Origin of the sequence: Mucilaginibacter sp. Bleaf8, from assembly GCF_018390515.1 — a bacterium.
Taxonomy (GTDB): domain Bacteria; phylum Bacteroidota; class Bacteroidia; order Sphingobacteriales; family Sphingobacteriaceae; genus Mucilaginibacter.
Window position 1 is genome coordinate 1,455,040 of the sequence record NZ_JAHBBK010000001.1, and the last position, 26,256, is coordinate 1,481,295.

The window sequence follows — 26,256 nt, forward strand, 5'->3', positions numbered from 1 at the left end:
TCTGAAAAAGCCTTATGGCAGTTATCTTATAAAATCCTATCTTTGCCCATGCAAGAAAAAATCCTCATTCTTGACTTTGGCTCACAGTTTACTCAACTCATTGCCCGCCGCGTCAGAGAACTCAATATCTATTGCGAGATTCACCCTTTCAATCATTTCCCTGAAATTGATAATTCGGTAAAAGGTATCATCCTATCCGGCAGCCCTTATTCGGTTCGCCAGGAAGATGCTCCACAGTTTGATTTTGCGCCTTACCATGGCAAAATGCCAATTCTGGGTGTTTGCTACGGTGCACAGTACCTGGCGCAACACAATGGCGGCGATGTGCAGGCATCTAGCACACGCGAGTATGGCCGTGCCAACCTGCAATACATTAACGAAGCCAGTCCGCTGTTTAAAGATGTACCTGCATCATCACAAGTATGGATGTCGCACGGTGATACCATCAAACAAGTGGCTGATGATTTTGAAGTAATTGCCAGCACCGACAGTGTACGTGTGGCTGCTTATCATATTAAAGATACCCAAACTTACGGTATACAATTCCATCCCGAGGTAACGCACAGTACCGACGGCAAGCAACTGCTGCAAAACTTTTTGGTTGATATTTGCGGTTGCAAGCAGGATTGGACATCCGAATCATTCATCGAAACTACCGTAGCCGCCTTACAAGAGAAATTAGGCGACGACAAGGTAGTATTAGGTTTATCGGGCGGTGTGGATTCATCGGTAGCTGCAGTGCTGCTGCACCAGGCTATCGGCAAAAATCTGTATTGTATTTTTGTGGATAACGGCTTGCTGCGCAAAGATGAATTTGAATCGGTACTGGATTCGTACAAACACATGGGCTTAAACGTGCGTGGTATTGATGCCAAGCAGCGTTTTTACGATGCCTTGGCTGGTTTAACCGACCCTGAGAAAAAACGTAAAGCCATTGGCCGCGTGTTTATCGAAGTTTTTGATGATGCCGCACATGAGGTACAGGACGTAAAATGGTTAGGCCAGGGTACCATTTACCCGGATGTAATCGAGTCGGTATCGGTAAAAGGCCCATCGGCTACCATCAAATCACACCATAACGTTGGCGGTTTGCCCGACTTCATGAAGCTGAAAGTGGTAGAACCTTTAAATACATTATTTAAAGACGAAGTTCGCCGCGTAGGTAAATCATTAGGGATTGACGATGCCATTTTAGGCCGCCACCCCTTCCCTGGTCCGGGTTTGGCTATCCGTATTTTAGGCGAAGTAACGCCAGAGAAAGTAGCCATACTGCAACAGGCTGATGCAATTTACATCAACAATTTACGCTCGGCCGGTGTTTACGATAAAGTTTGGCAGGCAGGCGCCATTTATTTACCGGTACAATCGGTAGGTGTAATGGGCGACGAACGTACCTACGAAAACGTAGTGTGCCTGCGCGCAGTAGAATCATTAGATGGTATGACGGCCGATTGGTGCCACCTGCCTTATACGCTGCTGGCCAAAATATCAAACGAAATTATCAACAACGTAAAGGGAATAAACCGGGTTGTATATGACATTAGTTCAAAACCACCGGCTACCATTGAGTGGGAATAAAAGGTTACTTTGGGTGCTGGCGCTTAGCATAATAAGCGCCTGCTCACCAAAGGTACAACCTGTAAGCAAACCCAAGACGCAGCCTGCCAACCCTGCAACATCTGCAAATAAGCCGGTAACACCGCCCGCAGGCAAACCGGCAGGCGTATCAGCCAAAACTTCATCAATAGCATTATTGCTGCCGTTAAATCTGGATGCACTGAACTCTGTAAAGGGTTACAGCAAGGCTAATTTAAAAAAGGCCAATATTGCTGTGGATTACTACCAGGGTTTTAAACTGGCGCTTGATTCATTGACCGGCATGGGTTATAATTACCGCATACAGGTTTTTGACACTAAAGATGAGCCCGGTTATACGCATAGTTTGGCCAACAACCCCACGGTGCGCAACAGCAACCTCATTGTAGGCCCGGTATTTCCGGAAGGGATCAAGTCGTTTTTGGCCAGGCCATCGGCTATCAACAAACCTGTTTTGTCGCCCTTATCGCCGGCATCACCCACTGAGTTTGCCAATCCGAACCTGATTACGATTAACCCGCCGCTTGATTACCATGCAGGTAATGCCGCACGTTACATCAACAAGCAGCTGCGCCCTAAAAAGGTTTTCGTGCTTAAATCAGGCTTTAGTGAAGATAATAAATATACCGTTCCGTTCCAGAAGGCGATAGATAGCCTGAGCCGCAAAAAAGTGAAGGTAGTTACCCTGACGGTGGTTCGTGGCAAGTTAACACCCTTGTTATCGCAACTCTCAAAAACGGAAGAAAACATTTTTGTTGTACCATCGGTAAATCAGTCATTTTTAATGGTGACCCTGCGCTCATTAGATACGCTGCGCAAAAATTATCCGGTGACAGTGTTTGGCCACCCAACGTGGGAGCGTTTCTCTTTTTTAAAAGCTGATCTGTTGCAACGTCTTAAAACCCACATTACTGCTGCCGACAGGGTAAATTATCGCTCACCGGCAACGGTAACATTCATAAGAAGCTACCGCAAGCATTTTAACAGCGAGCCGTCTACGTACTCGTACAAGGGTTTTGACGATGGCCTGTACTTTGGCGAACTGCTGGCCCAGGATGCGCTGGAACTGAACCGGTTGGATAAGCACAACTTCCAGGCACTGCACAATGATTTTGTTTTTGAGAAAAAACCGGGATTGGGTTGGATAAATACACACGTCAACATACTGAAATACGTTAACTTTGAGTTAAAGAAGGTAGAATGAAGGCGCTGAACCAACTCAAAACTTTTCAACGGATACTGAGCGAATACCCGGCAGATACGCCCCTGGGCAAGTTTTTGCCGGGCTTTTTCAGGCAGAACAAGCAAATGGGCTCAACCGACCGGCGCGTAGCCAGCAGGCTGATCTATAACTATTTTCGTTTGGGCAGCGCACTGGCCAATTTGTCAGCCGATGACCGTTTGATGGTTGCCGAGTTTTTGTGCAACAACCAGGTTAACTCTTTTTTGCAGCACTTTAAGCCCGAATGGGCCAACTGTATAGGCTTTACGCTGGAGGATAAGATAGATATTATTAAAAGTGCCTACCCGGCCTTTAATTTGGCCGACATTTACCCCTGGCTGGACAGCCTTTCGGCTGATATTGACAAAGATGCTTTTTTGAAATCCTTCTTCATTCAGCCCGACTTGTTTATACGGGTACGTAAAGGGTTTGAGCAGCAGGTAAAAGCGGAACTTAAAAATGCCGAAATACCTTTTAAGGATGAGGGTAGCAATTGCCTTACCCTACCTAATGGCACCCGGCTCGAAAACATATTTAAAAACCAGCACTGGTTTGAGGTTCAGGATTACTCCTCCCAACAAACCGCCCGCTATTTTAAGCCCCAACGCTGGGAAAGCTGGTGGGATGCCTGTGCCGCATCCGGCGGCAAATCGCTGCTGCTGCATGAGCAAGAGCCTGATCTAAAACTGGTAGTGTCCGACGTGCGTGAAACTATCCTGGCCAACCTGGATGAGCGTTTCCGCCAGGCCGGCATCAACCGCTACCAGAAAAAAATACTTGATCTGACTCAAAACCCGGACTTTATTATGCACGATTATGCCTTTGATGGCATTATTCTGGATGCACCCTGTACAGGATCGGGCACCTGGGGCCGCACACCCGAACTGGTTACCCAGTTTAACCCGCACCGCATAGCCTTTTTTCAGCGACTGCAGCAAAACATTGCCCGCAATGTGGTCAAATATCTAAAGCCAGGCAAACCCCTTATTTACATTACCTGCTCCGCCTTCAAAGCCGAAAATGAAGAGAACATAGATTTTTTGGTAAAAGAATTAGGCCTGCAATTAGAAGACATACAGGTGCTTAAAGGTTACGAACGCAAGGCCGATACCATGTTTGTAGCACGGCTGCTTGCACCGGGTAAAGCGGAAGAGTAAGATTCGATCATTTATATCCAAAATAGTCATGCTGAACTTGTTTCAGCATCCCACTCGCTTGTCTGATTACCAAACCGCTGTACAGCCTGTCCTGTGGGATGCCGAAACAAGTTCGGCATGACTGAGAAGGGTATAGCTTTCTACTTCAACTTATCAAGCACAGTTATTAGGCTTATTAAGCATGCAGCAAATTTTCACGACGGATTCGTATAACTGCTGACACAGACATCACAACGAACAATATTGCCGCAGGCCAATAATCTGGTAATGCTTTTTTAATCAACAAGATAGCCTTTTCAAACCAATTATGGTTTACAGGAGCATCAAGATAAATTGTACCTGCGCATGGCATAATTGGAATACTAGCTTTTATAGGATGAAAGTTCCAAAAGGCATAAAAATGATCTTGATATGGAACATAAATATTTAAGCCAATGGCTTTAACTTTATTTACAGCTTCTATTAAAGTCCAGTACTTAGCTTTTTTGCCAAAATGAATGTCAATAGCCTGCGTATCATCTTTGGCTGCTTTCCAACGCTTTAACATCAGTTGCGCATAACTTAAACTAATGCTATCTTCTGCATCATTTCCTTTAAGTTCTAAAACCAAATATTTTTCTTGACAGGTACTCTGTGTACAGGCGGGAATGTACTATTAGTTGCGGAGTCAAGAAATGCAATATCCATTGCCCGAAGCGGCTCAAAAGTCTTATACTGATACAGCCACCAGATACAAAGCGCCGGCAGCATTAACAGGCTGATAAATCCTGCCGGGTAATAGATTTTTCGGTGCGGTTGGTAGCTTAGCAGCTTCATAGCCAAATATAGCCTTCTACTTCAACTCATCCAATACCTTGAACAGCTTTTGGCGCATTATGGTGGTTGAGCCGTTGTAGTTATTGATCATCACCGAGAAACATAGTCTGCGGCCATCATGCGTTTGATAGCCTGCATAAGCAACGACGCCGCCAATGGTTCCGCTCTTCATTTTCATATTGTTATATAGCGGCAGGCTTTCGTAAAAAGCGGGGTACCAATCCTGCCCAACGGCCGATTGCAGGATGCGGGCCACGGCACTTGTAGTAACCCGGTTACCGGGCGACAGGCCGCTACCATCGTATATACGCAGACTGTTCACGTCGATACCGCGCACTTTCCAAAAGTTTTGCAGGGTTTCAACCCCGCTTTGGGTAGATACCGTGTTGTGCGATTGCAATGCGAGGGTTTTAAGCAACTGCTCGGCATACAGGTTAATGCTTTCACGGTTCAGCCAGTGAACAATCTGGCTCAGCACCGGCGATTGTATAGTAGTGAGGCTTGATGCTTGTACAGGCAAAGGTTCTGACCTGGATGTTAGCGTAATGCTTGATTCCGGTTCCTTTGTAACATTGATACCAATTCGTTTCAGCGTATCGCTCAAACGCCAGGCGGCATCATAAGCAGGGTCGGGCAGAGCCACGCCAATCGTCTTTTTGGTTTTATCAACCGCATAATGCCCGCGGATGTACATCATTTTGTTGCCCACCGGCAAATAGGGATAAGATTGGTCGCCAGAGCCGGCCGGGCCGCTCTTCACTTCGCTTTTGAAAGAGAAATAAGGCATATCAGGTACGGTTCTGATCACACTCACCAGCGAGCCCACCGGCCCGATCTGGTATTTTACATCGAAACTGTTTTCGCGCCAGCACAGGGCCGAGGTACCGGCACCATAATAAGTACCCATATCCTGCCAAATCCAGCCGTCGGGTACTGATTGGGTGTCGAAGAGGGAATCGTCGCCCACTATACGCCCGTTGACCTGCTTGATGCCGGCCTGCTTTAAAGCGGCCACCATGCGCGACAGGATAACGTTCTCTTTGGTTGAAGCCCAGCGCCAGCTTGCCAGCGTAGGGTCGCCCCCACCTTTGATGATGACGTCGCCATTTAAAACCCCATTAGCATCAATGCTGCCGCTGTAACCCAACTGTGTTTGGTACTGGTAATTTTTACCCAGCAGGTTAAATGCCGTAATAGAGGTAACCGTTTTTAGGGTTGATGCCGGTGCCAAACCCATATCCGGGTTGGCGGTAAACACCGTCTCGCCGGTTTGCGCATCCAGCACGGTTAATGATATGGATGCGTATTTGCATTGGCTATCCTGCTGTAACCTGTTAAAAGCAGTTTGTAAATTTTGCTGCAGGCTTTGCGCCTGCGCATATGTAGTAACGAGTAAAAAACTAATTATCTGAAAGTACCTTATCCTCATTCTTAACGTTGCGTTGCGATATATAATAAATCGGGATGCCAATTAATACAATAATAAGGCCATACTTGGTGTAATCGGTTTTATAAGCAATTAAAAGCCCGCAAAAGGCTAAGCCCATCAAAATATAAATAGCGGGTAATATCGGATAACCAAAAGCTTTGTAAGGACGCGGTGCATCAGGCCGTTTGATGCGGAGAATATAAATACCGATGATAGTGAGCATATAAAAAATCACCACCACAAAGGATATCATATCCAGCAGGTCACCATATTTGCCGCTCAGGCAAAGCAGGCAGGCTACCAGGCACTGTATCCACAAGCCAAATTCAGGCACGGCATTTTTGTTGAGCGTACCAGTTTTTTTAAAGAACAAGCCATCCTGCGCCATGGTATAGTATACCCTGGCACCTGCCAAAATCAATCCGTTATTGCAACCAAAGGTTGATACCATGATCATCAACGCAATAATAATAGTACCTACATTGCCGAAGATAACGTGTGATGCCGCTACCGCCACCCGGTCTTTCTCGGCCGAGGCAATATCCTGCAAAGGCAGCACAGCCGTGTACATGATGTTGGCCGATACGTAAATAAGCGTTACGATAAGCGTACCCAGAAACAAACTGAGACCAATATTTCGCTGCGGATTTTTCATCTCGCCGGCTATAAAAGTTACGTTATTCCAGGCGTCACTGCTAAAAATAGAACCAACCATGGAGGCAGCGATGGCACCCATTGCGGCCGCTGTGGTGTAAGTAGTAATACTGCCATCCTTACCCAACCCGTGCAGGCTCCAGGCATTGCTCCAGTTGGCGTGCCATACATCGCCTTTAAAAGCGATAACGCCAAAAAGGATTAGCCCGAACAAGCTCAGCAACTTGGTTAACGTGAATGTGGTTTGTATTATCTTACCCCCTTTTACGCCTTGGGTATTGATGTAGGTAAGCAGTATAATCAGCACGATAGATACCAATTGAGCAGCACTTAAAGTAAAATTATAGCTACCCACCGGCAAATGAAGCAAAATATTCTCTTCGCTTACGGCCGGTATCAAATAGGCTGCGAACTTGGAGAACGCTACGCCTACAGCAGCGATAGTGCCGGTTTGTATCACGGCGAAAAAGCTCCAGCCGTATAAAAATGCAATCAGTTTGTTATAGGCCTCTTTCAAGTACACATACTGCCCGCCGGCTTTCGGGAACATGGCGCTTAATTCGCCATAGCTCACGGCAGCAGTAAGCGTCATGAAACCAGTAATGAGCCATACGGCAATAAGCCAGCCCGACGAGCCCACATTGCGGATAATGTCGGCGCTTACAATAAAAATACCGGAGCCAATCATGGAGCCGGCTACCAGCATGGTGCCATCCAGCAGGCCCAGTTCGTGTTTAAGGTGCGTTTGTTCTGTAGGTTCTTGCATTAATCAGGTGCGGTTAACTGCCCTAATCTATTTAAAATTGTTTGCATTGCGGTGCAGGCAACAAAAAAATTGCAAGTGATAGTACATAGAGGTCGATCTACACCCGTTGGCTCTGCAAAATGAGGCAACGTACCATGGTTTATTAATGATAACATAATCTTTACAGACAATTTATCATCATTATGCGCATACAAACCAGTTTTCTTTAGGTTTTCATAAAATTTAAGTAGGTTTGGGCAACAATATATTTAACTTATTGATATTAACATATACGCTGTATGAGATTTAAAAAACCTCTTGATGTTTTACTGAAAGAAGCTAACGCAAGTGGCGAAGGTTCATTAAAACGTACTTTAACGAGCTTCAATCTGGTAACATTAGGTGTTGGTGCCATTATAGGTGCCGGCTTATTTTCACTGACAGGCCTTGCTGCGGCAAACAATGCAGGTTCTGCTGTAACCATCTCTTTCATCATCGGTGCTATTGGCTGTGCTTTCGCCGGTTTGTGCTACGCCGAGTTTGCCAGTATGATACCTATTGCAGGTAGTGCCTACACCTACTCTTATGCCACTATGGGCGAGTTTATGGCCTGGATCATTGGCTGGGATTTGGTTTTGGAGTACGCCCTGGGTGCAGCCACCGTTTCCATCAGCTGGTCACAGTATCTCATTAAATTTCTGCATTCGTTTGATATCACCATACCGCCACAGTTCACCATGTCGCCATGGGAAACGGTAACGCTGGCCGACGGTACATTGGTTAATGGTATGATAAACCTTCCGGCTGTATTCATCATTGTATGCCTTTCGCTTTTATTAATACGCGGCACTCAGGAGTCAGCATTTATCAATAACGTGCTGGTTATTTTAAAGGTTGCCGTTGTATTGGTATTTATTGCAGTGGGCTGGGGCTATATCAACCCTGCAAACCACACGCCTTACATTCCTGAAAACACCGGTAAATTCGGCGAGTTTGGCTGGTCTGGCGTTTTACGTGGTGCTGGTGTGGTATTCTTTGCCTTTATTGGTTTCGATGCGGTATCTACTGCAGCTCAGGAAGCTAAAAACCCAAAAACAGGTATGCCAATTGGTATTATCGGTTCGTTATTAGTTTGTACCATTCTTTATGTATTGTTTTCACACGTAATGACTGGTGTTGCCAACTATAAAGAATTTAAAGACAGTGCTGCTCCGGTAGCAGTGGCTATTGCCAAAACCCCTTATGCCTGGTTACAAAAAGCTATTATCGTAGCTATTTTAGCTGGTTACACTTCGGTTATTCTGGTGATGCTGATGGGCCAGTCGCGTATATTCTACACTATGTCAAAAGATGGTTTAGTACCGAAAACCTTTGCCAGTCTGCACAAAAAGTTCCAAACTCCTTATAAATCAAATTTATTATTCGCCGTATTTGTAAGCTTATTTGCTGCATTTGTTCCGGTAAGAGTTGTTGGCGAGATGGTATCAATCGGTACTTTATTTGCCTTCGTTTTAGTTTGTATTGGCGTACTGGTTATCAGAAAAGCGGAGCCAAATATTCCAAGACCATTCAAAACTCCATGGGTACCATTTGTGCCAATTATGGGCGTTATTATTTGTGTTATTATGATGCTTGCATTACCTGCTGATACCTGGATCCGTTTAGGTGTTTGGATGCTGTTAGGTTTGGTAATTTACTATACTTATGGCGTTAAACATTCAGTTATCCGTAACAGAAAAGCAGCTGAAGCTATTGACCCTCCTGTTACACCTTTAACCAAAGACTAAGTAACTATTCAAATACATAAAAAGGTTCTGCACAAAATGCAGAACCTTTTTTGTTATCAATCCTTTACTATCCGTACCAATTGGCAAACCACAGCCCTGATGAAGATTGACAAAAGTTTATGGATACTGGTATTAGTGTGCGTCATCAACTCGATGGGCTTTGGTATCATTGTACCGCTGTTATATTCATACGGCAAAAAGTTTGGGCTCAATGAGCAATCAATCGGTATACTTACTGCAACATTTTCGGTAGCACAGTTTTTTGCCACACCATTGCTGGGAGCCTTGTCTGATAAATGGGGGCGCAAGCCTTTGCTGGCTATCAGTTTGGCCGGTACCTGTGTATCCTTCATTCTGTTTGCCACGGCGCAAAACTTAGTGATGCTATTTGCTGCCCGCCTGCTGGATGGCGTTACCGGGGGCAATATATCCGTGGCACAGGCCATGATATCGGACACATCCACGCCGCAGGACCGGGCCCGTAAATTTGGGATACTAAGCTCGGCCTTTGGCTTTGGCTTTGTAATTGGCCCGGCTATAGGCGGTTTACTAAGTAAGCTGGGCATGCAGGCACCCTTTTACTTTGCGGCTGGTATTGCGCTTATTGGCTCGCTATGTGCTATTTTTTTACTGAAGGAAACAAAGGGTAGCGCAGAGCAGAGTACGGAGAATGGAGAGAAGGAAGACAGGAACTCAAAAACAAAAGACACACACCAACCTCAAAATACCGGTACTTCGAAAAACCGCTTCACTTTCGCATCTATTATCACCGCGCTGAAAATGCCGGTTATAGGAACCTCTCTCATTATTGGTTTCTTTTTAACCATGGCGCAATTTGTGATGATCATCGGTTTCCAGACTTTTTCGGTTGATAAGCTGAAGCTCAATCCTACACAGATCGGGCTTATTTATGCAGGGTTTGGCGTTACCGGTATACTAATGCAGCTCACCGTGCCGCTTGTTACTAAATGGATTAGCTCACGGGCGGTTATTTTGTTGTCCTCTACACTTATTTGCCTGGTTGCCATGTTTGTAACCGGGTTTACCAGCGCGGTGGTGGCATTTATAACGAGTATGTATGTTTACGGCCTGTTTAACGGCCTGCGCAACCCTATGCTTAACGCCATCATTGCCGACCATAACGACGATAGCCGACAGGGCGAAATACTTGGCGTAAACCAATCATACGCCTCTGTAGGGCAAACTTTGGGTCCAATATTGGCCGGGTGGGTAACGGCCATTTCGGTGAACATGACATTCTTTTTATCGGCTTTTTTCATTCTGATAGGTTTTTTGCTTACTTTTCGATTAAAAAATAAAGAGCAAAAAACTTCCTGAGCTATGCCTGTATTCGAGCTACGTCAAATTATTTCTGTTACCATGATCCTGTTTGCCATTATTGATATATTGGGAACTATTCCCATTATCATCGAGTTACGGCAACGTGCAGGTCACATTGAATCAGAAAAGGCATCGATAACTGTGCTGGTGCTCATGATTGCTTTCTTGTTTGTAGGCGAAGAGTTACTCAAACTTATCGGACTGGATATTTCATCCTTTGCCATAGCCGGTTCATTGGTGATCTTTATTATTGCTATGGAAATGATTCTGGGTATCAAGTTTTTTAAAGAGGATGATATGCCGCAAACCATATCTATCGTACCCCTCGCCTTTCCGCTTATTGCCGGTGCCGGAACCATGACTACCCTGCTATCGCTTAAATCACAATACGCTACAGCCAACATTATTGTTGGTATTATGCTAAACACGCTTATTGTTTATATTGTGCTTAAAAATACCAAACGTTTGGAACGCCTTTTTGGGCAAACCGGCTTAAACGTATTGCGCAAGGCCTTCGGGGTAATACTGCTGGCCATTGCCATTAAGCTGTTCAGGAGCAACAGCGGTTTATAATACTAACAGAAAAGCCATCCTTAACGGATGGCTTTTCTGTTGAAGCTGTATATTATGATTTCCAGCTACCCAGCAATCTTCTTAACAGAATAATTTCGGCTACGTGATAAGCCGTATGGTCGGCTGCCTGCAGGGCTTCCCGCAATATATTTTGTCCATCGCCGTGCGGTATAGGCTCATATATATTACGCGTTTTTACCAGGTCGATCAGCGCGTTCAAATCCGATTTGATTTGCTGAATTGATTGATTCCATACTTCCTCGCTGGCCGGCGCTGCCTCCTGGGGCCAGTACTCATCCGGCCACTTAGGCGATTTATGGCTGGAATCTTTGCTAAACGCCAGCATGTCCCACTGTGCTATGCGAATATGCTCCACCAGTTGCCAAATGCTATAAGGCAAGTTGTGTGGCTTAACGCCGCGCTGTTCGGGCGGTAAGTTATCAAGGGCATCATCCAAGCCGGCATGGGCGCTGCCTCCCTGCAATAATTTAATTACTTCATCTATAATTGTTTGCTGTGTATCGGCCATAATCTTCGATTTATTGTAACAACAATTTGACTATTGGTTGGTTGATGTGTTTATAAATTTAAATTATGGAACTGGTAGCTATAACGTTTCACGTTTACCAGATACCGCTTCAGTTTGTTAATGTCTTTATCATTCGTCGCGATGACGGACTGATATTGGTTAATACTGGCCCGGCTGGTAGCAAGAAAATGATTTTTGAAGCCATTAAACAAATCGGCTCAAAACCCTCTGACATTAAACATATAATTATAACGCATGCCCGGTCGAGCCACTGCGGCGACCTGGAAAACATGGTTGCCGAAACGCAGGCCCAGGTGTACACACACCCTAATGATGCTTTGCTGATTAAGGAGGGCAAAGCCTATCATTTCAGTAAAAAGATCTTTAACCGGCTCTCTAAGGCTCTGGCCAAAGGCCCGCTTAAAAAACTGCCGGTGTTAAGAAATAAATCGGTACAGCATATTACCGAAGTAAGAGACGGCGATTTTGTTCCTGATGAAAAAGGCCTGCAGGTAATACATGCACCCGGCCACTGGGATGGCGAAATTGCTTTGCTATATCCAAAAAATGGCGGCATTTTATTTGCCGCCGATATTGCCGAAAACCGCACCCATTTAAAACTTAACCCACGTTACGATAACCTGCATCAAAGCTTTGCCACCTTAAAGCGCTTAACGGCTATCGCTTTTAACTCTGCTGTTTTTACCAAGGGCGAACCTATTATGGCCGATGCCTCTGACGTTTTTAAAGATGTATTTGGCTTCCGCTGAGAAATTTCAGCTTAAATGTTTAGGTTTATGCTTTTATAAAACCCATACGTTTATACATCGTGACCAAACTGCTACTTGCTTTAACCGTACTAACCTTGGCTTTATCATCCTGCAAAAAGGATGGCTCGGCACCAATGGAAGGCACTAAAGATGATGCTGCGTTTACCGCTTATACCACCCAGTTTTTAGAGGCCTTATGGAAAGAAGATCCGGACCGTGCTACGCAAACCGGCTATCATAAATACGATAGCCTTTTGATAGTGCCTACCGATGGCAGCCGCCAGCACCTGTTCAAGTTTGCCGGTGCCCAGGCCGATTCGCTGGCCAAGTACACCCCGGCAACCCTATCAGATGCCAACAAGATAGACTACCAGCTGATCCAAAACGAGCTGCAAAAAATTCAATGGCGTACACAAACTTTGAAAGATTATGAGTGGGACCCATCATCGTACAATGTGATAGGCACCTTCGCTTATATCCTGAACGAGCATTATGCTCCACTGGATAAACGCTTGCGCAACTTTTATGAAAGAATGGCCAACATACCGGCCTATTATAAAGAGGCACAAAAACAAATCAAAAACCCAGTTCCTGAATTAACCAGCCTGGCCGCCGATCAGCTGAATGGCGGTGTCAGCGTACTGGAAAAAGATTTTGCCGATTCGCTCAAAAAAACCAAAATACCCGAAGCTACCCAAAAGCTGATGCTTGCCAGGGCCAAAGTATCGGCTGATGCCATAAAAGGATTTGCTACATGGCTTACCAATCTGAAAAGCGTTAAACCGCGCAGCTTTCGCTTAGGCCGCGAATTATATCAGGACAAGTTTAAGTTTGATATACAATCCGCTTTAACGCCCCAGCAGGTTTTCAATGCGGCTGTATCACGCAAAAAATACCTGCACCGCGAAATGGCTAAGTTAAGCCGCGAATTGTGGCCTAAATACTTTGGTAAAGCAGACATGCCGAAAGATACGCTGGCATTAATTGGCCGCGTGATAGACACCCTATCGGCTAAGCATGTTAAGCCTGAAGATTTCCAGTCGGCCATTGAAAAGCAGATACCTAAACTGGTGGCTTTTGTAAAAGAGAAAGACTTGCTGACGCTTGATCCGAGCAAGCCTTTGGTAGTACGCCGGGAGCCTGCTTACATGGCCGGCGTGGCCGGGGCTTCGGTTAGTTCGCCCGGGCCTTATGATAAGGGCGGCAATACCTACTTTAACGTGGGTAGCTTGTCTGGCTGGGCATCGGCACGTGCCGAAAGTTATTTGCGCGAATACAACCAGTATATTTTACAAATACTCTGCATTCATGAAGCTATTCCGGGGCATTACACGCAGTTGGTATATTCAAACAAAGCTCCAAGCCTTGTTAAATCGGTACTGCAAAACGGTGCCATGATTGAGGGCTGGGCCGTGTATACAGAAGAGATGATGCTTAATGCAGGGTATGGCAACAACGAGCCCGAAATGCGCCTGATGTGGTATAAATGGAACCTACGCTCGGTATGCAATACCATACTCGACTACAGCGTACATACTGCCAACATGAGTAAAGAACAAGCCATTAACCTGCTTACCCGTGAGGCCTTCCAGCAACAGGCCGAAGCCGAAGGTAAATGGAAACGTGTAAGCGTTAGCAGTGTGCAGCTTACCAGCTACTATACCGGCTACAAAGAAATAACCGACCTGCGCGATGCCTACCAGAAAAAGCTGGCAGACAAATACAAGCTCAAAGAGTTTAACGAGAAGTTTTTAGGCTACGGCAGTGCGCCGGTTAAGATGATCAGAGAGTTGATGTTAGAGAAAAAGCAGTAGCAGATTGGATGCTTTAACTTTGGGCATTATCGCTTTTAAGACTTGCGCTAAAAGGAAGTTGAGTTAAAAGCTCTAACAACTGCAAGGGCCAAGCTCTCCCAATCCGGCATCAATAATATCAATATCTCCCAAAGCGTAAAACTATTACCTTTGCCGGGTAATCTTAAGCAATTATGAAGAAATGGCTTAAACGTGTGGGCGTAGCAGGCTTCTTGTTCTTCCTGATCAAAGGGCTGGTTTGGCTATGGATAATCTTCTACGTAAAATCCTGCGCTGGTAAATAAAAAAGGCTGTTATCGGGATAACAGCCTTTTTTATGCATTTAACTTCACTTATTTACTTAAATATGCCTGCAAATCATTCAGCGACTTTTCCCAACCATGTTCATGCGGCTTAACCGATTCATCTTCCGCTTTATTTTCCTGACTTACACGTAATTTACTATTATCGCCATCGGCAATAAACTCGATAGTCAGTTCGTGATCGCTGCGTGGTATCGAGTTGCTTTGCACATCCCAGTTCCAGGTGTATACCAGTTTTTCGTTTTCTTTTACCTCTTTATATTCACCGGTTATCACTAAATCGGTTTCATCGTTTTTACCGGCAAATACGTAACGTACCTGCCCGCCTTCGCGCACATCGTTCTCAACCGACACCAAATGATTTTCGGACGGTTTCCACCATTGCTTCAAATCATCTTCTGAAATCCAGGCTTGGTACAATCGCTCAACAGGAACAGCAAAATCTTTTTCTGCACCTAACTTTAATGCATTATTTTCCATAAGGTTAAATATTTTAATAATAGCGAATAGAAGTCAAAATAGTTTCAAAAAGTTCAAATCCCGGAGTTGTACTCATTTTTAAGTATTTTTGAACTTTAAACAATAACCAGTACATGGGATACCCAAGTTTACAAGCCTGCATAGCCGATCTCGAAAAACACGGACACCTCATCCGCATTAAGCAAGAGGTTGACCCCTACCTGCAAATCGCCGCCATACACCTGCGCGTGTTTGAACATGAGGGGCCTGCCATTTTATTCGAGAATGTGAAGGGTAGTAAATTTCCGGCCGTGTCCAACCTATTCGGTACGCTGGATCGCTCACGGTTTATTTTTCGCGACACGCTGGATAAGATCAAAACGCTGGTTGATTTAAAAACTGATCCCATCAAGGCGATTAAACGCCCTTTCAGCTATGCTAATGTGGCACTAACAGCTTTATCGGCCCTGCCTATGAAGGTTGGCAAAAGCGCGCCTGTCAACTTTGGCCGCACGCAGGTTAGTGCACTGCCGCAAATTGTAAACTGGCCTATGGATGGCGGCCCGTTTGTAACCATGCCACAGGTATACACCGAGGATGCCGACAAGCCCGGTATCATGAATGCCAACCTGGGTATGTATCGCATACAATTGGGCGGCAATGAATACGTGCAGGATAAAGAGATTGGCCTGCATTACCAGCTGCACCGCGGTATAGGTGTGCATCAAACCAAAGCCAATGCCAAAGGGCAGCCGCTCAAAGTAAGCATATTTGTAGGCGGACCGCCATCGCACCCGGTAGCGGCCGTGATGCCTTTGCCCGAAGGCCTGTCTGAAATGACTTTTGCAGGGGCGCTGGGCAACCGCCGGTTCCGCTATTTTTATGATGCGGAAGGGTTCTGTATTTCGGCTGACGCTGATTTTGTGATAACAGGCACGTTGATGCCGCATGAAAATAAACCCGAAGGCCCATTTGGCGACCATTTGGGGTACTACAGCTTAACGCACCCTTTCCCGCTCCTAAAAGTGCATAATGTGTATCACCGCAAGGATGCGATCTGGTCTTTTACCGTTGTTGGACGACCTCCGCAGGAAGATACCAGCTTCGGGGCGCTGATCCATGAAATTACAGGTTCGGCTTTACCATCCGAAATCCCAGGCTTGCATGCAGTAAACGCAGTAGACGCGGCAGGCGTGCACCCCTTGCTGTTTGCCATTGGCAGCGAGCGCTATACCCCTTATTTGAAAGACCGCCGGCCGCAGGAAATACTTACCATTGCCAACCATATTCTGGGTAAAAACCAGCTTAGCTTAGCCAAATACTTATTTATAGCGGCTAAGGAAGATAACCCTGCACTCAATGTTAATGACCTGACCGGCTTTTTAAAACATGTACTGGAACGGGTAGATTTAACTCGCGATCTGCATTTCTATACCAAAACCACTATTGACACACTCGATTATAGCGGCAGCGGCCTCAACAGCGGCAGCAAGGTAGCCATTACCGTTGCCGGCGATGTAAAACGGCAATTGTGGACGGAGTTGCCTGCCAGTTTTGAACTGCCGCGCCCATTCAATATATTTAAGCTGGCCATGCCTGGCGTGTTGGTAGTCGAGGTGCCTAAATACCTGCACGAAGACGATTTGCCAAATGCCATCAGCATTATGGAAGATTATTTAAAGGATACAGACCTATCTGGCCTACCATTAATGGTGTTTTGTGATGATGCCGGATTTACGGCACAAAACATCAATAACCTGGTGTGGGTAACCTTTACCCGAAGCAATCCATCGCACGATATTTACGGTATCCGCAGCTTTACGGAACATAAGCACTGGGGCTGCCACGGGCCGCTCATCATCAATGCGCGCATTAAACCGCACCATGCGCCTGTACTGGAAAAAGACCCCGCTATTGAAAAATTAGTGGACAAAATGGGCGAAAATGGCGGCGAACTGCACGGTATAATTTAACACAACAATAGCTCATAAACAAAACAGCCACCTGCTTTCTAAAAAGCGGATGGCTGTTTTGCTTTTAAGCCTCCCCAACCGGGGGAGGTTTGGAGGGGCTACTTTAATCCTTTCACAAAATCAACCACGGCCGTTACCAGTTCGGGCTTAACAGGCAGTTCGGGTTGGTTATAGGTGGCAATGTTTTGCGCCGTAGTGGCAGGGGCTTCTTTCAATACGTAATTCATTCCAGGTATCACCACCAGTTTAAAGTCTGACTTTACTTTTTTAAGGCGCTCCGCATCTGCCACGCTCACCTGCAAATCGGTAGTACCTTGTATAATAAGAACAGGTATTTTAAGTTTCTTCAACTCGCGTATCGGGTCATAACGCATCCATGATACCAGGTAGGGCTGTGCGCTTACCCGTGCAATCGGGTACAAGGTAGGATCAACCTTATCATTGGTTTTACCTTTGCGCAGCGTATCTACAATAGCTTTAAAATTATTGCGGATAAACTCAGGCTGCGATTTCAATTGCTCGGTCAGGATTTTATCGGCAGTCTGGCTTTCGCCCTCAACCGAAATAAAGGCATTGGCCGGTTGCCCGGCTGCAGCCAGCATACCCACCAGCGAACCTTCACTATGACCCAGCACTATTACTTTTGAGAAGCGTGGATCATCATGTAACTGGGTAATCAGCGCTACGGCATCGTCTATATAATCGTCAAAACGCAGTTCAGTTTCTTTGGTTGAGGTTAAGGTTTGGCCTACCAAACGTTTATCATACCTGGCTGACGCTACCCCATTTTTAGCCAGCGCAGCGGCCAGCAGTTTGTAACTGTTTGAGGTTTGATTGAGCTTAATTTTGTTGCCATCACGATCGGTTGGCCCGGTGGATGGCACAATCAGCACAACGGGCACTTTACCATTTGCCTGCTTAGGCATAGCAATGGTACCATTTATAGTGCCCGATAAAGTTTTAACGGCCAGCGGCGTTTCCACTACATCCGGATCATCCACTATGGCAGCTTTACCGGCTGCCTGCCCCTGCCCTTCCTGCGGATAGTTGTCAAACAGCAACCCGCTAATTTGGCGGCTTCCGTTTAAACTGATTTTCATAGCCAGGGTAGACTTTTGGAAATTGGCCTTGTAAGTGGCCACGCTCTGCTCCATACCAACAAAGGTAGCCTGGCGCAAACCACCAATCTGGGTTTGCAGTTGCCCCAGCATCTCCCGGTTTTTATCGGCCGGCATGGTAGTTTTAACCTCCGGGGCGAACAGGTTAAACACACTATCGGCCTGACTGCGGTTGTAGTAGCGTATAAATTTATTTAAAACCATACGGTAGGCCATTGGCTCGGTGCTTTGCGCACGTGTGGTAATCACCATGGCCGATAGAAAACTCAGCAGAAAATATATCTTTTTCATAATCACGAATACAAACTTAACAATTATAAATACCTGCAGCTAATCTTAACTTAACCGCCATGACCGGTTAATGCACTTGCCACAATAACCAATAGCACCAGCAAGCTGATGCCGGTATACAGCCAGTCCTTCTCTAACACAAAACCAATAGCCGAAAATATTACCCGGATAACGGGTGTAGCAATCAGCAAAATGATACCGGCCTGGATAATGGCCCTGCCCCGTCCGGTTAAAATGCCCTGCCATATACCCAAAGGTGAGTGAACAAACTCGGGCACGCCTGTAAACTTCTGATAGCTTACCACCTCCCTGCCATGCCTGTACAGATACAGCACGCCGCCAATACACACAACCAGCATCGATAAGCTTACGCCCACACGCAACACCCAGCCCAGTATGCGCTGCATGTCCGTATCCTTAAATGTTTTTTGCGCTGCCATAAGGTTATGCTTTTTGATGTAAGCCGTTATAAATCATTTGAACTGCTAAAAAGGTAACTACCACGGCAAATACCCAGCGCAACCACTGCGATGAATGCGTATGCACCAGTATTTTTGAACCGGTTAAAGCCCCCAGCAATACGCCGACAACAACCGGCATGGAAAGCCCCGGACTAATATACCCGCGCTGCAAATACACCACTGCACTGGCCGCTGCCGTTACCCCGATCATAAAATTGCTGGTGGTGGTTGATACTTTGAACGGCACGCGCATTATAGTATCCATAGCTACCACTTTCAATGAGCCGGAGCCAATGCCCAGCAAGCCTGATATCACACCGGCAAAAAGCATCATCAAAAAGCCGCCGCCTACTTTGCGCACACCGTACTCTACAGTTTGGCCGTTATCCGGGTAGCTTCCATTCAGTTTTAGTTTTTCGGCCCAAAGGCTTTTTGGTGCGTGTACCTGAGCATCTTTCTTTTTGAGCGACATGAAAGCCGAGAAGATCAGGATCAAACCAAACAGCACGGCAATAAAGCTGGCATGCAGGTACAAGGCCAGCACCGCACCAAAGAAAGCCCCGATGGTAGTGGCAATTTCCAGAAACATGCCGATGCGAATATTGGTAATACCCTCCTTTACATAAGCCGCTGCCGAGCCCGATGATGTAGCGATAACAGATACCAGCGAAGCCCCTATAGCATAATGGATATCAACCTTAAGCAAAATAGTTAACAACGGGATAATGACTACCCCGCCCCCTAAGCCGGTAAGCGAACCCAATAAACCGGCTAAATAGGAGCCGGCCAAAACAATAATGGTAAAAATAAAAACCGACATGCAAAATGCTTTTGGTTAGCTGCTAAGGTAACAATTATTTAGCCCGTAGCCTTTAAAAGGTAGCTTTTGCTGAAAGCCGGTGCTTAATAGCCTGCATTCTGAACTTGTCTTTTCAATTAAAATATTGATAACAATAGCACCTATACACTGTTATAACAGGGAGTTTCTTCACTAAACCCTAAAAAGCTATGGCTTTTCAAAAAATTGTATCGTTGTTGGGCGATAAAGCCGACAACCTTTTGCAACACCAAAGCAAAACCTTTGATAAAGACTTGCTGCATCTGCCTTCGCCCGATTTTGTAGACCGGGTATTTGCACAAAGCAACCGCAATCCGCAAGTATTACGCAACCTGCAGGCTATATATAATCATGGCCGGTTGGCTGGTACCGGCTATGTGTCTATTTTGCCTATTGACCAGGGCATTGAGCATACGGCTGGCGCATCGTTCGCCAAAAACCCGATGTATTTTGATCCGGAAAACATTTTAAAGCTGGCCATGGAAGGCGGGTCAAATGCGGTAGCCACTACCTTTGGTAACCTGGCCATGGTATCGCGCAAGTATGCGCACAAAATACCTTTCATTGTTAAAATCAACCACAACGAATTACTTACTTACCCCACCAAATATGACCAGATCATGTTCGGGTCGGTAGAGGATGCCTGGAATTTAGGAGCGGCGGCTGTGGGTGCCACCATTTATTTCGGTTCGGAAGAATCGAGCCGGCAGATTGTAGAAGTGGCGCAGGCTTTTGAACGGGCACATGAGCTGGGCATGGCAACTATTTTATGGTGCTATACCCGTAATAACGATTTTAAGAAAGATGGCATTAACTATGAAACCGCAGCCGACATAACCGCACAGGCCAATCATATAGGTGTTACCATACAGGCCGATATTATTAAACAAAAAATGCCTACGATGAACGGCGGCTTCACAGCCATCAACTTTTCAAAGAGTGACCCGCTGATGTATAGCGAAATGGCATCAGACCACCCTATTGACCTGTGCCGTTACCAGCTGGCTAACTGTTACATGGGCCGTGCGGGTTTAATCAACTCGGGTGGCGAATCTAAAGGCGCAAATGATTTGGCCAACTCCGTGGCCGATGCTGTAATTAACAAACGGGCCGGTGGTACCGGACTTATTTTAGGCCGAAGGGCTTTCCAACGGCCATTTGCTGAAGGAGTAGCCTTTTTACATGCCATTCAGGATGTATATTTGGCCCCTGAAATTGATATTGCATAAATGAGACATATTGTTACGCTAACACTGAGTCCTACGGTTGACGTAAGTACCTGTGTTGATAAGATTATACCCGATCACAAACTGGGCTGCGATCATCCTAAATTTGAACCCGGCGGCGGCGGCATTAATGTATCGCGCGGATTGAAACGACTGAACGTAAACTCCGTTGCTATATTTCCGTCGGGCGGCTATACCGGTCAGCACCTGCAAGATTTGCTGAAACTGGAACGCATTAACCAACTACCCGTACTAACCGACAATCTGACCCGCGAATGCTTTATTATCATGAACCGTGAGGTACGCGAAGAGTATCGCTTTGGTATGCCTGCTGTAGAACTGCATCAGAAAGAAGAACGGGAGATATTGAGCGTAATACGCAACCTGTCGCCCAAGCCTAAACTGATTGTGGTAAGCGGTGGTATGCCCCCCGGTATAGGCGACGACTTTTTAGCGAAAGTAGCCCGTATTGCCAAGCAAGATGAAGCCCGGCTGATTGTAGATACATCGGGTGAGGCTTTAAGGCACGCTGTAGAAGAAGGTGTATTTTTATTGAAGCCCAACCAGGCCGAATTAAGCAAGCTTACCGGCATTAACGTAACCGACCATGCTTCGGTTGAACGGGCCACGCGACAAATTATTGATGCGGGCAAATGCCAGATTGTAGTGGTATCGATGGGTGCAGAAGGTGCTTATGTGGCTACCCAGAACTTTGCAGAAATGGTAGAGGCCCCGCCGATTGAAAAACGCAGCACCGTAGGTGCGGGCGACAGCATGGTAGCCGGTATGGTTTACGCTTTAGAAAAAGGCATGGACCTGCGCCAGATGGTACGCATGGGCATAGCCTGTGGCAGTGCCGCCACCATGAATGCGGGTCCCGAACTTTTCAAGAAAGAAGATGCCGAAAGATTATACCAGTGGCTGGCAGGCCGCATGCGGTAAATCGCAATACCTAACTTAGCGGGAGGCTAAATTTTCTGAATATCAATCCATGCCATAAGCGCTTGTTTAAGGCCGCTTACGGCATGGATTTAATTAGATAATACCCAGAATTGCGAACCTGACAATTTGCTCGTTCTGTAATTACAGGAAAAGGAAATAGTCTTATAGGCAATCATCCATATACTCTGCCTACCGGAAAACGCATTCTCACCTCTACTCCTTTCTGTCTAATTCGTATCTTCGCTGCATGTCGCCAACAGAAGCTAAAGAACGTATAGAAACCTTAACAGCTGAGCTGAAACAGCATAATTACAACTATTATGTACTGGCCCAGCCCACTATTTCCGACTTTGATTTTGACCAGAAATTACGGGAGCTAACCGATCTTGAAAAACAATATCCGGAATATGCAGACCCAGACTCACCAACCGCAAAAGTTGGTGGCGAAATCACCAAAGAGTTCCAGACCGTGAGGCATCGCTGGCCTATGCTGTCATTAGGTAATACCTACAGCGAACAGGAACTGGTTGATTTTGACCAGCGCATACGTAAAGCTATTGGCGATAACTTTGAGTATGTGTGCGAACTGAAGTTTGACGGCCTTTCCATGAGCATGACTTATGAAGATGGTAAACTAACACGTGCGGTAACCCGCGGTAACGGTGTGGAAGGCGACGATGTAACGGCGAATGTACGTACCATACACAGCGTACCCAAACGCTTAGCTGCCGGCAACTACCCTGTATCTTTTGAAATACGCGGCGAAGTGCTGATGCACCGCAAAGCATTTGAACGCTTAAATAATGAGCGTATAGAAAGCGGCGAAGTGGCTTATGCCAACCCGCGCAACTTTGCATCGGGCACCATGAAACTGCAGGATTCGGCCGAAGTGGCCAAACGTCCGCTCGACTGCTTTTTGTACTTTTTATATACCGATAAACCCTTATTTAAAACCCATTGGGACAGTTTGCAGGCCGTAAAAAGCTGGGGCTTTCATGTAAGTGAGCATACCCGTTTATGCCGCAGCCTGCAAGAGGTACTGGAATTTATTAACGAATGGGAACAAAAGCGTTTTGACCTGAGCTTTGATATTGACGGTATAGTACTCAAAGTAAACAACTATGCCCAGCAGGAAGAATTGGGCTTTACCGCCAAAGTACCACGCTGGGCCATTGCTTATAAGTACAAGGCAGAACAGGTTGAAACGGAATTGTTAAATGTTGAATATAACGTAGGCCGCACGGGTGCCGTTACCCCGGTAGCTAACCTGAAACCGGTACTACTGGCCGGTACTACGGTAAAACGTGCCACCTTACACAACGCAAATGAAATACTGCGCCTTGACCTGCACGAGGGCGACTTCGTATATGTAGAAAAAGGTGGTGAGATTATCCCCAAAATCATCAGCGTTAATTTGGATAAGCGCAAGCCTGATGCCAAACCGGTTACATACCTGGCCTCCTGCCCATCGTGCGGCACCCCGTTGGAGCGCAAGCCAGGCGAGGCTGCTTTTTACTGCCCCAATGATGAGGGCTGCCCGCCGCAGATTGTGAGCCGCATGCAGCACTTTGTAAGTCGCCGTGCTATGAATATTGATGGGCTGGGCGATGAAACCATTGAAACGCTGTATAAAAAAGATTTAATTCATCACATCAGCGATATATATGAATTAAAAGATAAAGCTGGGGAGCTGAAACAGATGGACCGCTTTGGCGAAAAATCGATCAACAACATGCTTAAAGGTATTGAGCAATCTAAGCAGATGCCGTTTGAGAAAGTGTTGTTTGGTTTGGGTATACGTTACGTGGGCGAAACCGTAGCCCGCAAACTGGTAGCACATTTCAAAACATTAGATCGCCTGAAGGCTGCATCGCTTGAGGAATTAACAGCCGTTGAAGAAATTGGCGAACGCATAGCGCAAAGCCTGGTTGAATATTTTAGCGGAACGGTGCATCATGAGGAACTGAAAAAGCTGCGCTCGCAAGGTCTGCAGTTTGAGGCTGAGGAAATAGTAGTTACCCTGCAAAGTGATAAATTAACCGGCAAAACTTTCGTAATATCAGGCGTATTTGAAAACCACTCGCGCGATGAGTTGAAAGAGATCATTGAACAGAACGGTGGCAAAATACTCAGTAGTATATCAGCAAAATTGAATTTCCTGGTAGCCGGCGACAATATGGGCCCATCCAAATTAGAAAAAGCCAACAAGCTGAACATCCCCATCATTACAGATGCAGATCTGCTTGAGATGTTGCAATAGCAAAATCATGAAAGCGCTATCTGATAAAACTAATTGGATAGCGCTTTTATAACTTTGAAATTCCAAATTCATTATAAAGGCATGTTATCTTAAAACAATAAGGGCAAAACTTGCTTTATTACCATTTTATAACCATTTATTAACAACCTTAGTCCTATTCCCTACTTATCTTAAGTGTTGCAAGTGATATTAATCATTAATGGCAAAGCGTTTGATAACTATATTTACCCGCTAGCTTGTTAGTAAGGTTATCTGATATCAAGTTATTTCTGGTTAAATAATTAAATATGCCATCCCCTATTTCCAATTCTGCTGCAGTGTGCGGCACAAGTTGTAATGCAGCTCATCAGCATACTACTGCTGCAGAGCAAGGGCTCGGCATCCAAACGGCTGATTTTTTCAAGAAACTGCTGGATACGTCTGACTGGCCCCCACGCTGGCATTGCGGCAAATGGTCCGACTTTCATGGCTGGCTTTATATCATTTCCGATCTACTGATCTGGGCTTCCTATTATATCATTCCTCTTTTGCTTATTACGCTGGTTACAAGGCGTAAGGATATTCCTTTTCCCAAGGTCATCTGGCTGTTTGTAGCTTTTATTATATCCTGCGGTACAACCCACTTGTTTGATGCCATTATTTTTTGGTGGCCAGCTTACCGTATCAGTGCCGTACTCAAATTCACTACGGCCTTAATATCAATAGCTGCAGTATTTGCCTTATATAAAATTTTGCCTCATCTGCTCAACCTGCGTACGGTAAAGGAATTGGAGCGTGAGATTGCAGAACGCAAAATTGCGGAGCAAAAGTTGGCTGATAATGAAGCTATACTTCATAAATCGCTCGACCTGCTATCGCGGCACAACCAACAGTTGAAAAATTTTACCCATATATTGTCCCATAATATCCGCAATCATGCCAGCAACATTTCCCTGCTTACTGACATGATTGATGAAGATAAGCTGGATGAAGACAATTTAGAAATTACTCAAAAAATAAAAACGGTATCCGAACGCTTAAACGCTACGCTGGATGACCTTTCGACAGTCATAAAAATCAGGGAAACAGTTTTAGAACCCGAAACCCTTCATTTTGATAGCGTTACGCGCAAAGTACTGGAAGTAATGCAATCGGATTTAGATGCCAATCAGGCTGTTATCGACCTCAATTTTGAAGCAGAAACGATATCTTTTCCGGGCATTTACCTGGAAAGCATTATCATGAACCTGATATCGAACAGTATAAAGTACCGGAAACCCGACGTTGCGCCTCATATAGGCATCCATACTTACACGGAAAACAACAGGAAGGTATTAACCTGTACCGACAATGGCATAGGAATTGACCTTCAACTGCATGGCGAAAAGGTATTTGGCTTATACAAAACCTTTCATCACCACAGAAATGCGCATGGTGTAGGCTTATTTCTGATCAAAAATCAGATCGAGTCGCAAGGCGGTACCATTGCCGTAACCAGCAAGCCCAACGAAGGAACTACTTTTAAAATAACTTTTAATGAGCAAAATTGAGATTTTATGTGTGATAGATGATGATGAGATTTATACTTTCACGATTAAAAAAATAATAAAAATGGCTGATGTTACAGAGAACACCCTGTTCTTTGAAAATGGCCAGGATGCACTTGACTTTTTTACGGCTAACAAAGACAAAGCCGGCCTGCTGCCCGAATTGATACTTCTTGACCTGAATATGCCTATTTTGGATGGGTGGCAGTTTTTAGATAAGTTTAAGGAATTGATTCCCCACTTTGGCAAAAAAATCACCGTTTACATTGTCAGCTCTTCAATTGACGAAGCCGATTTTAAACGTGCTGCTGATATTGAGCAAGTTTCTGACTTTATGGTAAAGCCTATCACCGTACAACAGCTAAGAGAACTTGTAAGTAACTTGTAACAAATTAACCAAAACTGTACTTATTACATAAACACATAC

The 26,256-nt window shown here is 45.5% G+C and carries 22 protein-coding genes; 14 read left to right on the forward strand and 8 right to left on the reverse strand.

Translation table 11 applies throughout. The features are described 5' to 3' along the window. Positions 1-48: 48 nt before the first annotated feature. The 3 genes from guaA to KHS38_RS06325 are packed head-to-tail and all read left to right on the forward strand — an operon-like array spanning position 49 to position 3,975. Positions 49-1,578, forward strand: coding sequence for a glutamine-hydrolyzing GMP synthase (gene guaA / locus KHS38_RS06315; protein ID WP_213487652.1), 1,530 nt, complete (start codon positions 49-51; stop codon positions 1,576-1,578). Beyond that, positions 1,535-2,800 (forward strand): type 1 periplasmic-binding domain-containing protein, encoded by a 1,266-nt coding sequence (locus KHS38_RS06320; protein ID WP_213487653.1) that lies wholly within the window; start codon positions 1,535-1,537, stop codon positions 2,798-2,800. Before guaA ends, KHS38_RS06320 begins: the two co-directional genes overlap by 44 nt. Then, positions 2,797-3,975: an RsmB/NOP family class I SAM-dependent RNA methyltransferase gene (locus tag KHS38_RS06325; protein ID WP_213487654.1), complete on the forward strand. Its 1,179-nt coding sequence runs from the start codon at positions 2,797-2,799 to the stop codon at positions 3,973-3,975. Before KHS38_RS06320 ends, KHS38_RS06325 begins: the two co-directional genes overlap by 4 nt. A 175-nt stretch (positions 3,976-4,150) precedes the next feature. On the opposite strand, the gene KHS38_RS06330 is transcribed toward KHS38_RS06325, so the two are convergent. The 3 genes from KHS38_RS06330 to KHS38_RS06340 form a co-directional block, all read right to left on the reverse strand. Further along, positions 4,151-4,585 (reverse strand): hypothetical protein, encoded by a 435-nt coding sequence (locus tag KHS38_RS06330; protein ID WP_213487655.1) that lies wholly within the window; start codon positions 4,583-4,585, stop codon positions 4,151-4,153. A 222-nt stretch (positions 4,586-4,807) separates the two neighbouring features. Further along, complete coding sequence (gene dacB / locus KHS38_RS06335; protein ID WP_213487656.1) at positions 4,808-6,220, reverse strand: D-alanyl-D-alanine carboxypeptidase/D-alanyl-D-alanine endopeptidase; 1,413 nt, start codon at positions 6,218-6,220, stop codon at positions 4,808-4,810. Continuing rightward, the gene (locus KHS38_RS06340; protein ID WP_213487657.1) at positions 6,192-7,640 is read right to left on the reverse strand and encodes an APC family permease; all 1,449 of its coding nucleotides are present in this window, start codon (positions 7,638-7,640) and stop codon (positions 6,192-6,194) included. Before KHS38_RS06340 ends, dacB begins: the two co-directional genes overlap by 29 nt. Before the next feature lie 278 nt (positions 7,641-7,918). On the opposite strand from KHS38_RS06340, the gene KHS38_RS06345 reads away from it, so the two are divergent. Genes KHS38_RS06345 through KHS38_RS06355 form a run of 3 tightly spaced genes read left to right on the forward strand, consistent with a single transcriptional unit; the run spans position 7,919 to position 11,320 of the window. Further along, positions 7,919-9,406 carry an amino acid permease gene (locus KHS38_RS06345; RefSeq protein WP_213487658.1) on the forward strand — a complete coding sequence of 496 codons (1,488 nt, stop codon included), beginning with the start codon at positions 7,919-7,921 and terminating at the stop codon, positions 9,404-9,406. 36 nt (positions 9,407-9,442) lie between these two features. Then, complete coding sequence (locus KHS38_RS06350; protein ID WP_213487659.1) at positions 9,443-10,744, forward strand: MFS transporter; 1,302 nt, start codon at positions 9,443-9,445, stop codon at positions 10,742-10,744. 3 nt (positions 10,745-10,747) lie between these two features. Beyond that, the gene (locus KHS38_RS06355) at positions 10,748-11,320 is read left to right on the forward strand and encodes a MarC family protein (RefSeq protein WP_213487660.1); all 573 of its coding nucleotides are present in this window, start codon (positions 10,748-10,750) and stop codon (positions 11,318-11,320) included. Positions 11,321-11,372: 52 nt separating this feature from the next. On the opposite strand, the gene KHS38_RS06360 is transcribed toward KHS38_RS06355, so the two are convergent. After that, positions 11,373-11,849, reverse strand: coding sequence for a DinB family protein (locus tag KHS38_RS06360; protein ID WP_213487661.1), 477 nt, complete (start codon positions 11,847-11,849; stop codon positions 11,373-11,375). A 65-nt stretch (positions 11,850-11,914) separates the two neighbouring features. On the opposite strand from KHS38_RS06360, the gene KHS38_RS06365 reads away from it, so the two are divergent. Both KHS38_RS06365 and KHS38_RS06370 read left to right on the forward strand, forming a co-directional pair. After that, a complete protein-coding gene (locus KHS38_RS06365; RefSeq protein ID WP_213487662.1) occupies positions 11,915-12,619 on the forward strand; it encodes an MBL fold metallo-hydrolase in 705 nt (234 codons plus the stop codon). 59 nt (positions 12,620-12,678) lie between these two features. Then, the gene (locus KHS38_RS06370) at positions 12,679-14,433 is read left to right on the forward strand and encodes a DUF885 domain-containing protein (RefSeq protein ID WP_349627912.1); all 1,755 of its coding nucleotides are present in this window, start codon (positions 12,679-12,681) and stop codon (positions 14,431-14,433) included. Positions 14,434-14,765: 332 nt separating this feature from the next. On the opposite strand, the gene KHS38_RS06375 is transcribed toward KHS38_RS06370, so the two are convergent. Further along, a complete protein-coding gene (locus KHS38_RS06375) occupies positions 14,766-15,215 on the reverse strand; it encodes an SRPBCC family protein (protein ID WP_213487663.1) in 450 nt (149 codons plus the stop codon). A 113-nt stretch (positions 15,216-15,328) separates the two neighbouring features. On the opposite strand from KHS38_RS06375, the gene KHS38_RS06380 reads away from it, so the two are divergent. Continuing rightward, positions 15,329-17,167: a UbiD family decarboxylase gene (locus KHS38_RS06380; RefSeq protein WP_213487664.1), complete on the forward strand. Its 1,839-nt coding sequence runs from the start codon at positions 15,329-15,331 to the stop codon at positions 17,165-17,167. 98 nt (positions 17,168-17,265) lie between these two features. On the opposite strand, the gene KHS38_RS06385 is transcribed toward KHS38_RS06380, so the two are convergent. Genes KHS38_RS06385 through KHS38_RS06395 form a run of 3 tightly spaced genes read right to left on the reverse strand, consistent with a single transcriptional unit; the run spans position 17,266 to position 19,857 of the window. Continuing rightward, the gene (locus tag KHS38_RS06385; protein ID WP_213487665.1) at positions 17,266-18,576 is read right to left on the reverse strand and encodes an alpha/beta fold hydrolase; all 1,311 of its coding nucleotides are present in this window, start codon (positions 18,574-18,576) and stop codon (positions 17,266-17,268) included. 50 nt (positions 18,577-18,626) lie between these two features. Beyond that, positions 18,627-19,016, reverse strand: coding sequence for a DUF1634 domain-containing protein (locus tag KHS38_RS06390; protein WP_213487666.1), 390 nt, complete (start codon positions 19,014-19,016; stop codon positions 18,627-18,629). 4 nt (positions 19,017-19,020) lie between these two features. Then, positions 19,021-19,857 carry a sulfite exporter TauE/SafE family protein gene (locus KHS38_RS06395; protein ID WP_213487667.1) on the reverse strand — a complete coding sequence of 279 codons (837 nt, stop codon included), beginning with the start codon at positions 19,855-19,857 and terminating at the stop codon, positions 19,021-19,023. A gap of 188 nt (positions 19,858-20,045) precedes the next feature. Between KHS38_RS06395 and KHS38_RS06400 the strand changes: the two genes are divergently transcribed. From KHS38_RS06400 to KHS38_RS06420, 5 genes are all read left to right on the forward strand, one after another. Continuing rightward, positions 20,046-21,104, forward strand: a complete 1,059-nt coding sequence (locus KHS38_RS06400; protein ID WP_213487668.1) for a class I fructose-bisphosphate aldolase — start codon at positions 20,046-20,048, stop codon at positions 21,102-21,104. Next, complete coding sequence (locus KHS38_RS06405; protein WP_213487669.1) at positions 21,105-22,043, forward strand: 1-phosphofructokinase family hexose kinase; 939 nt, start codon at positions 21,105-21,107, stop codon at positions 22,041-22,043. A gap of 247 nt (positions 22,044-22,290) precedes the next feature. Continuing rightward, positions 22,291-24,303 (forward strand): NAD-dependent DNA ligase LigA, encoded by a 2,013-nt coding sequence (gene ligA, locus KHS38_RS06410; protein ID WP_213487670.1) that lies wholly within the window; start codon positions 22,291-22,293, stop codon positions 24,301-24,303. Positions 24,304-24,590: 287 nt separating this feature from the next. Next, a complete protein-coding gene (locus KHS38_RS06415) occupies positions 24,591-25,832 on the forward strand; it encodes a sensor histidine kinase (protein ID WP_213487671.1) in 1,242 nt (413 codons plus the stop codon). Further along, positions 25,819-26,217, forward strand: a complete 399-nt coding sequence (locus tag KHS38_RS06420) for a response regulator (protein ID WP_213487672.1) — start codon at positions 25,819-25,821, stop codon at positions 26,215-26,217. The genes KHS38_RS06415 and KHS38_RS06420 overlap by 14 nt, the downstream gene beginning before the upstream one ends. Positions 26,218-26,256 lie beyond the last annotated feature (39 nt).

What these genes read in the sequence shown, in the direction of transcription:
- guaA (WP_213487652.1), top strand. Translation starts at nt 49, where the DNA reads ATGCAAGAAAAAATCCTCATTCTTGACTTTGGCTCACAGTTTACTCAA.
- KHS38_RS06320 (WP_213487653.1), top strand. Translation starts at nt 1,535, where the DNA reads ATGACATTAGTTCAAAACCACCGGCTACCATTGAGTGGGAATAAAAGG.
- KHS38_RS06325 (WP_213487654.1), top strand. Translation starts at nt 2,797, where the DNA reads ATGAAGGCGCTGAACCAACTCAAAACTTTTCAACGGATACTGAGCGAA.
- dacB (WP_213487656.1), bottom strand. Translation starts at nt 6,220, where the DNA reads ATGAGGATAAGGTACTTTCAGATAATTAGTTTTTTACTCGTTACTACA.
- KHS38_RS06340 (WP_213487657.1), bottom strand. Translation starts at nt 7,640, where the DNA reads ATGCAAGAACCTACAGAACAAACGCACCTTAAACACGAACTGGGCCTG.
- KHS38_RS06345 (WP_213487658.1), top strand. Translation starts at nt 7,919, where the DNA reads ATGAGATTTAAAAAACCTCTTGATGTTTTACTGAAAGAAGCTAACGCA.
- KHS38_RS06350 (WP_213487659.1), top strand. Translation starts at nt 9,443, where the DNA reads ATGCAGAACCTTTTTTGTTATCAATCCTTTACTATCCGTACCAATTGG.
- KHS38_RS06355 (WP_213487660.1), top strand. Translation starts at nt 10,748, where the DNA reads ATGCCTGTATTCGAGCTACGTCAAATTATTTCTGTTACCATGATCCTG.
- KHS38_RS06360 (WP_213487661.1), bottom strand. Translation starts at nt 11,849, where the DNA reads ATGGCCGATACACAGCAAACAATTATAGATGAAGTAATTAAATTATTG.
- KHS38_RS06365 (WP_213487662.1), top strand. Translation starts at nt 11,915, where the DNA reads ATGGAACTGGTAGCTATAACGTTTCACGTTTACCAGATACCGCTTCAG.
- KHS38_RS06375 (WP_213487663.1), bottom strand. Translation starts at nt 15,215, where the DNA reads ATGGAAAATAATGCATTAAAGTTAGGTGCAGAAAAAGATTTTGCTGTT.
- KHS38_RS06380 (WP_213487664.1), top strand. Translation starts at nt 15,329, where the DNA reads ATGGGATACCCAAGTTTACAAGCCTGCATAGCCGATCTCGAAAAACAC.
- KHS38_RS06385 (WP_213487665.1), bottom strand. Translation starts at nt 18,576, where the DNA reads ATGAAAAAGATATATTTTCTGCTGAGTTTTCTATCGGCCATGGTGATT.
- KHS38_RS06390 (WP_213487666.1), bottom strand. Translation starts at nt 19,016, where the DNA reads ATGGCAGCGCAAAAAACATTTAAGGATACGGACATGCAGCGCATACTG.
- KHS38_RS06395 (WP_213487667.1), bottom strand. Translation starts at nt 19,857, where the DNA reads ATGTCGGTTTTTATTTTTACCATTATTGTTTTGGCCGGCTCCTATTTA.
- KHS38_RS06400 (WP_213487668.1), top strand. Translation starts at nt 20,046, where the DNA reads ATGGCTTTTCAAAAAATTGTATCGTTGTTGGGCGATAAAGCCGACAAC.
- KHS38_RS06405 (WP_213487669.1), top strand. Translation starts at nt 21,105, where the DNA reads ATGAGACATATTGTTACGCTAACACTGAGTCCTACGGTTGACGTAAGT.
- ligA (WP_213487670.1), top strand. Translation starts at nt 22,291, where the DNA reads ATGTCGCCAACAGAAGCTAAAGAACGTATAGAAACCTTAACAGCTGAG.
- KHS38_RS06415 (WP_213487671.1), top strand. Translation starts at nt 24,591, where the DNA reads ATGCCATCCCCTATTTCCAATTCTGCTGCAGTGTGCGGCACAAGTTGT.
- KHS38_RS06420 (WP_213487672.1), top strand. Translation starts at nt 25,819, where the DNA reads ATGAGCAAAATTGAGATTTTATGTGTGATAGATGATGATGAGATTTAT.